Origin of the sequence: uncultured Nonlabens sp., from assembly GCF_947495285.1 — a bacterium.
GTDB lineage: Bacteria > Bacteroidota > Bacteroidia > Flavobacteriales > Flavobacteriaceae > Nonlabens.
In genome coordinates this window covers 121,533-128,108 of record NZ_CANLXZ010000007.1, presented here as the reverse complement: position 1 = coordinate 128,108, position 6,576 = coordinate 121,533, and the positions used below count along the sequence as shown (strand labels likewise).

At 33.0% G+C, this 6,576-nt stretch carries 9 protein-coding genes and 1 tRNA gene; 4 read left to right on the top strand and 6 right to left on the bottom strand.

Going from position 1 to position 6,576, the window contains the following annotated elements; all coding sequences use genetic code 11:
• On the bottom strand, positions 1 to 371 hold a 371-nt coding region (locus tag Q0838_RS04530), incomplete at its 3' end, for a transposase (RefSeq protein WP_298951859.1).
• Between the two features lie 191 nt (positions 372 to 562).
• Between Q0838_RS04530 and Q0838_RS04525 the strand changes: the two genes are divergently transcribed.
• A complete protein-coding gene (locus tag Q0838_RS04525) occupies positions 563 to 796 on the top strand; it encodes a transposase (RefSeq protein ID WP_366942012.1) in 234 nt (77 codons plus the stop codon).
• Positions 797 to 890: 94 nt separating this feature from the next.
• Here Q0838_RS04525 and Q0838_RS04520 read toward each other — a convergent pair whose 3' ends face one another.
• Positions 891 to 1,316, bottom strand: a complete 426-nt coding sequence (locus Q0838_RS04520) for an exosortase F system-associated protein (protein WP_298951866.1) — start codon at positions 1,314 to 1,316, stop codon at positions 891 to 893.
• A 7-nt stretch (positions 1,317 to 1,323) separates the two neighbouring features.
• Positions 1,324 to 1,857: an exosortase family protein XrtF gene (xrtF, locus tag Q0838_RS04515; protein WP_298951858.1), complete on the bottom strand. Its 534-nt coding sequence runs from the start codon at positions 1,855 to 1,857 to the stop codon at positions 1,324 to 1,326.
• Positions 1,858 to 1,932: 75 nt separating this feature from the next.
• On the opposite strand from xrtF, the gene Q0838_RS04510 reads away from it, so the two are divergent.
• Genes Q0838_RS04510 through Q0838_RS04500 form a run of 3 tightly spaced genes read left to right on the top strand, consistent with a single transcriptional unit; the run spans position 1,933 to position 3,977 of the window.
• Positions 1,933 to 2,388 (top strand): GAF domain-containing protein, encoded by a 456-nt coding sequence (locus tag Q0838_RS04510; RefSeq protein WP_298951857.1) that lies wholly within the window; start codon positions 1,933 to 1,935, stop codon positions 2,386 to 2,388.
• A gap of 27 nt (positions 2,389 to 2,415) precedes the next feature.
• On the top strand, positions 2,416 to 2,607 hold the full coding sequence (locus Q0838_RS04505) for a hypothetical protein (protein WP_298951855.1): 192 nt from the start codon (positions 2,416 to 2,418) through the stop codon (positions 2,605 to 2,607).
• Between the two features lie 2 nt (positions 2,608 to 2,609).
• Positions 2,610 to 3,977, top strand: a complete 1,368-nt coding sequence (locus tag Q0838_RS04500) for a class I SAM-dependent methyltransferase (RefSeq protein WP_298951853.1) — start codon at positions 2,610 to 2,612, stop codon at positions 3,975 to 3,977.
• 424 nt (positions 3,978 to 4,401) lie between these two features.
• Here Q0838_RS04500 and Q0838_RS04495 read toward each other — a convergent pair.
• The 3 genes from Q0838_RS04495 to Q0838_RS04485 form a co-directional block, all read right to left on the bottom strand.
• A tRNA-Val gene (locus tag Q0838_RS04495) sits at positions 4,402 to 4,476 on the bottom strand.
• 59 nt (positions 4,477 to 4,535) lie between these two features.
• Complete coding sequence (locus tag Q0838_RS04490) at positions 4,536 to 5,705, bottom strand: folylpolyglutamate synthase/dihydrofolate synthase family protein (protein ID WP_298951864.1); 1,170 nt, start codon at positions 5,703 to 5,705, stop codon at positions 4,536 to 4,538.
• Between the two features lie 50 nt (positions 5,706 to 5,755).
• Entirely contained in the window at positions 5,756 to 6,574 is an 819-nt protein-coding gene (locus Q0838_RS04485) for a hypothetical protein (RefSeq protein ID WP_298951851.1), read from the bottom strand.
• Between the last annotated feature and the right edge of the window lie 2 nt (positions 6,575 to 6,576).

Genomic DNA, 6,576 nt, shown 5'->3' with positions numbered 1-6,576 from the left:
TTTAAATCGAAGTTTTCATTTACCCATTGCTGGGCGTCCCAATATCCGAGAAATCCGTTTTCACTTAAATTAAGACGATCCTCTAGTGCTTTGTGTACTTCTGGTGAGAATAACTTTGACTTTCTGACTTTGGATTTGTCGTTAAGAAGCTCCTCTATTCCACCTAGACGATATCGTTTGCTCCATCTTTGTTCGGTTTTTGGAACTATATCCAAGTAATCGCAGAGTTCTACTCGCGTCTTGAACTTTTTCTCCTTAAGATAAATCAACCATAGAACACGCTTAGCTAGGTTCAAATCTTTATGTTGTTTACGTAGTTTTTTGAGCTCTTCAAAGCTCTCAGTTATCAAAAATTCTTTCGGTTTTGCCATCCATAAATATAACTATAAATAACGACTTTTCAAAATAAAAATGGTATAGCTCTCCTATAAACGGAGACTCCTTTGTCTGGGAGATAAATGGAGTAGACACTACAATTTTCGAAGCTTACCTAAAAGAGTTTTCATTATATAAACCAAAACGAATTTAAAATTGTAGTCATAGACAACGCAGGCTTTCATTCATAAAAAATATAGTAGTTCCTGATAATATACATCTACTAAGAATTCCACCATACAATCCAGAACTGAATCCTTGTGAGCAAGTATGGCAGTACATAAAAAATAGGTTTAAAAACCAACGCTTTGAATCCATGGGAGAACTGAAAAAATGGTTGCACACAACAGTAGTTAGTATGAGTAGCCAGACCATAAAATCAATAACTAGTAATCATCATTATAAAAATGCTTTCATATAGACTTATCAAAAGTAAATTGGTATTATTTGTTATATATGGTGTTTATTAATTTGGTAATGCTTAAATTTTTAGAGCATTTATAGGTTGTTAAGAATTATTGGTTTTTAGTTTTAATAAATTTAATAAAATAAAAACCTGGTATTAAGATCAATAAAAGTATAGGGTGAATAAGAAATCTCCTAATGTAGAATAAAAGCATTTTAATCCAATTATAATCAAATTCAGAAAATATCATAAAGCATGTTAGAAGTATTAGGTAAGATGTGAAATTAACCCAAAATGTTGCCTTTATGAATGATTTACTTCTATATAAAAACCAGATAATACTCAATGCTAAAATTAGATTAATAAGGAATCGTAATGTAAACGATGACAGCAATTTTATTATACTAAAATTAGGAATAGAGATATTTTGAAAATTATTTTTGAAATAAAAATTGAAAGGGTCGTAAAATAAATATGATTCAAAAACTCGTACTGATATTAATCCTAGTATTAATACAGATATGATTAATATCATTTTAATTTTACGCATTTTTCATGTTTTTAATCCAGTAGAGCCACAAAATAATTACCGCACCGTATATTATAGTTGGAAATATTATTTCATGCGCAAAATGTGCGTAGTCTTTATAGGATACATATATCAATGCAAGTAACACTAACCTGATTAAATTGACTATGTAAATAAAACTCGTTCCCATTAATATGAATAAAAAAGTCTTTTTTAAACCTTGAGCAAATGCTATGATGAAGGATATAAATAAAATCATTACACTAACAGCATTGCAACCTTCTATTATTCGATAAATTCTGACTTCGTTTATAAAAAGAATTACTGATGGATGTGTGGGTGAGTTAATTGTGTCTGTCTTTATTCCTATTGAGTTTAGTAGTTCTTTAGTTTGATGTCCTATTTCTGAAGTTATAGGGTCTGGATAGTTGTAACTACTCCACTCCATATTTAAAAACAGATAATAACTTATTGAAAGCAGAATGTAAATACCGAAAAATACAGCAACAAACTTGAATATAGAATAATAAGGTTTTAATGTTTCCAAATAGATTTATTTTACACAAATTTAGTTATTATAAGGAAACCAAATACTAGCTTTGCTTTTAATTAAAGTTAGAATATGAATTTAGATATCTTGAAACCTCAGATTACAGATATTATAGACAGTAATGTTGGTAATGTTAAGCAAAAAATGCAAGCGGTATGTGATTTACTTCAGAGTACGATCGATACTTACAATTGGGTTGGTTTTTACATGGCACATGAGTCAGAACCTACATTACATCTTTGGAGCCAGGCAGGAATACCGACAGACCACTTGATTATTCCATTTGGTAAAGGTATTTGCGGTCAGGTGGCTGTTTCAAATTCTAATTTTGTTGTTGAAGATGTCCTTGCGCAGGATAATTACATTGCTTGTAGTATTCATGTGAAAAGTGAGATCGTGATTCCTATGTTTAAAGAAGGTAAAAATATCGGTCAGATCGATATAGATAGTAATACTATAAATGCTTTTAATGAGAATGATGAACGTTTTCTTGAGTGGATAAATGTTCAAGTAGCAACACTGCTATAAGATTATTAATTTTAAATAAATTGCAGAATGAATAATTTACTCTATTTTGATGCTGGCCTTGGAATGATGATTGCACAGGGTGCCATTGCAACAGTAGCTGGTTTTGTTTTATTTTACAAAAAGATTATTACTATTTTACAAGGCTGGTTGGGCATAAGAAAAGCAGCCAAAGAGAATAGTTTTGACAGTAATTATAACAAAGACACTGAAATTAAATAATATTGAGACACCCTTCATCATATAGAGATCCTTCAGGATTTATTTTTAAAAAGGATGGTAAAGTCTACCGACAGATCAATCCAGTTTTTTTTGATGAATATAATGCTGCGGTATCCTCAGGAATATATAATTTTTTATTTGATAAAAAATGGTTAGTAAGACACAAAGAACTATCTTCTAATCCTAGCAGAATTGTCTTAGAGCCAGAGCAATTGGATTTCATTACTTACCCATATGAGTGGAGTTTCACGCAGTATAAGCATGCAGCTCAACTAACTCTCAGGTTACAAATAGGGTTGCTCAAAAATGATTTTTGCCTTAAAGATGCTAGCGCCTTTAATGTAACGTTCCATAAGGGAAAAGCCATTTTTATAGATACTTTGAGTATAGAGCGATATAAGGCAAATACACCATGGAAAGCGCTCAAACAGTTCAACCAGCATTTTTTTGGCCCTCTTTTACTTTCTCAATATCATGGAAGTTTACATTTGAAAACTCTTCAATATTCTATTAATGGTATGGATCTGAATGAGGTAAAAAGACAACTGCCTTTTTTTAGCAGGTTTAATCCTACTGTTTACAGCCACATATATACGTTATCTAAGTCCGATGGTGAAAATGATACTAACCACGGTATTTCTAATCCATCTGTAGAACTGAGTAAAGCCAGTCAGATTAAAATGCTATCTGCCTTGGAGATGTTTATAGATAACATGGAATCTAAGGAGAATACAGAATGGTCTAAATATTATTCAGTAACTAACTATAACGAGAAGTCCTTTGAGTTTAAGAAAGATCTTATCGTAAAATGGAATAAAGAATTAAATTCTAAAAAAGTTATTGATTTAGGAGGCAATGATGGCACATTCGGTAAGGAATTATTAGCACAGGTAGATCAGCTTATAGTTTGTGATATCGATCAGCCTGCTGTTGATCAATGCTATCTTGAACACCTCAAAAATGATTCTAATAAGTTGACATGCGTGGTAAATGATTTATTGCAACCGTCACCAGCAATTGGGTTTGATAACCAGGAGAGATCATCATTTAATTCTCGAGTTATTGATTTTGCGCCCGATTTGTGCATGGCGTTAGCTTTAATTCATCACATTACTTTAAGTGGTAACGTTCCATTTGAGATGAGTGCTCAATACTTTTCTCAGTTTTCTAAATACTTAATTATTGAATTTCCAGATAGAGAAGATAGTTGGGTTGAGTTTATTCTAGACAGTAAGCGAGAGGCTCGTCATTTATTTGATGATTATACTATATCCGCTTTCGCGAAAGCGTACCAAAAACATTTTAATTTGATAAAATCTGAGAAAATCGTAGGAACGGCTCGTACCTTGTTTCTGTTTGAGAGACTTTGATATTTTTTCCGACTGTCTGCCTTTTCATATTATACAATCTTCAAAACTTTACTTTTGCTTTTAACCAAAATTAGGTAGTACATCGTGCTACTAATTTTATGTAGTTTTCCTTATCCATCTATTAAATCGTTGCTTTAGAGATTAGACTGTATAAATGTAATGGATATAGCATGAATACGGCTTTTTAAGCAGTGTATGGCTAGCAAGCATAGTAGTATCTCAATTTGACGAAAAAGTGGCTTAAAAGCAGTAATTAATACCCTAACTACTAAATTAATTGAATTGCGGTAGCGTGTGTTACAAGTAGATGATTGATGGGGTCTGAGATGATCTAATCTGAAGGTGGTTTTAAAGCAATAATAAAAGTATGAATCAACTTAAATTTATTGCATAAAAAAAGGTCTTCATTTCTGAAGACCTTTTGTGGGCGCTAAGGGATTCGAACCCCTGACCCCTTGGGTGTAAACCAAGTGCTCTGAACCAACTGAGCTAAGCGCCCTAAGCGGTTGCAAATATACAACCCTTTTTTGAAACGCAAAGAATTTTTAGAAGTTTTTTTTAAATTATTTCTGAAATTACAAATGTACTACCGGTTATTAGGATCAAATCTTCATTCTTTGCAGCTGTTTTTGCTTCGTTAAACGCTTCATTTACAGTATTAAAGATCGTGTTAGGTAGATTGTGATGATTTAAATGAGAGCTTAAAATATTTTTTTTCATTCCTCTAGGAATATTTGGTGTTGAGATGTAATAAACTGCATTCTTGGGTAAAAGTTTGATAACACTATTAATGTCTTTATCTTTTACCATTCCTAAAACTATATGTAATTTATTAAACGATTCCTTTTTTACTTGATCTATCAATAGATTTATTCCTGCTACATTATGTGCGGTATCTAATATGGTTTTAGGAAATTCATTTATTACATCATATCTGCCTCTTAATCCTGTATTTTGGGCTACGTTTAATAATCCTTTGCTTTTGTGTGCTTTTGTAATAGTGAAGTGCAACGGGCTAATTAACTCTATTACTTTGCTAGCAACTCTTACATTTGACTTTTGATAATGGCCTTTAAGATCTGTTGGTAAGCTCTTTGTTCTATGGTCTATTGTGTGTATGGGGCTGTCTTGCTCCATAGCGATTAGGGTAAATAGCTTTTTTAAGTAGCTTCTTTTTTCACCTATAACTACTGGGATAGAATTTTTAATAATACCTGCTTTTTCTATGGCTATTTTAGAATAGCTGTTACCTAATATAGCGGTATGGTCTTTATCTATGTTAGTAATTGCGCATATAATAGGAGTGATAATGTTAGTAGAATCTAGTCTACCACCCAAGCCTGTCTCTATAATAGCGATATCTACATTTTTCTCTTTAAAATATTGAAATGCCATGCCTACGGTCATTTCAAAAAAGGATAATTGATGATCCTTAAAAAATGCTTGATGTTTATGTATAAATTCTACTACAAAATCTTCGGTGCACATCTCGCCATTTATCCTTATGCGTTCTCTAAAATCTTTAAGATGTGGAGATGTGTATAGTCCTACTTTGTATCCAGCTTCTTGCAGTACACTAGCTATCATATGGCTGGTAGAACCCTTGCCGTTTGTACCTGCTAGGTGTATGGTTTTATAAGCTTTGTGTGGGTTGCCTAGGTGATTATCTAGGTCTATAGTGTTTTGTAAATCGGCTTTATAGGCCGCTTTTCCTGCTCTTTGATACATAGGTAGCTGTGAGAACAGCCAGTCTAGTGTTTCTTTGTAAGTAAACAATTTTATTCTCCTACTTTAAATATGACTTCTATAAAACCTATTTGTATAGCTTGTGCCTTAGGGGCAGGACTAAATTTATAGGTCATAGCACTTTGTTTTGCGGCGAGTAATAAACAGTTTGCTTTATTAGAGGTTCCTTTCTTGCCAGGAAAGGCGTTTGCAACTTTACCAGATCTATCTACATGTATCTCTACGATTACTTTGCCACTTTCAAAACAATCAGGAGTAACACCGTTACCAGCTACTTTACCACGACCATTTAATCCATACCCTTTACCACCTTGACCGCTACCAGGAGCGCCGTAATAGGTATTTGCATATGGATCCCCATTTATATCACCTTTATTACCTGGTCCATCTCCAGGACCTTGTCCTTTACTTGTATCTCCATCTACAGTTTCTGCTCCTGTGACACTGTTTAAAGCATCTAAAACAGACGAGTCTGGTTTAGGTTCTGCCTTTGGTTTTACAGGTTTGGTAACAGCTGTAGTTACCGGTTTTGTGTCTGGTTTAACATCAGGATTTGATTCTACAGCAGGTGCATCTGTATTTTCTTGTGTGACTATATTTTCAGATTGTGGGCTTTCTTGTTGCTCAATTATCTCTGGTTTAGATTGAGGTGCAACTTTAGTAGGTTTTGCTGTTTCAACAGTTCCTGAACCTAATGCTGTATTACCAAAGTTGATGGCTATACCGGCATCTTCTGGTGGTTCAATTACATTAATTACAGAGACAAATCTGAATAAGAGAATAAGAATCAAAATAAGTAGAGTACTTATTACTGCAGATATCCTTTGTTCTTTTGTCTTTAAGTAACTCATGT

Coding starts and splice junctions, on each gene's coding strand:
- Q0838_RS04520 (WP_298951866.1), bottom strand. CDS start 1,316: ATGATATTAATCATATCTGTATTAATACTAGGATTAATATCAGTACGA.
- Q0838_RS04510 (WP_298951857.1), top strand. CDS start 1,933: ATGAATTTAGATATCTTGAAACCTCAGATTACAGATATTATAGACAGT.
- Q0838_RS04505 (WP_298951855.1), top strand. CDS start 2,416: ATGAATAATTTACTCTATTTTGATGCTGGCCTTGGAATGATGATTGCA.
- Q0838_RS04490 (WP_298951864.1), bottom strand. CDS start 5,705: ATGTATCAAAGAGCAGGAAAAGCGGCCTATAAAGCCGATTTACAAAAC.
- Q0838_RS04485 (WP_298951851.1), bottom strand. CDS start 6,574: ATGAGTTACTTAAAGACAAAAGAACAAAGGATATCTGCAGTAATAAGT.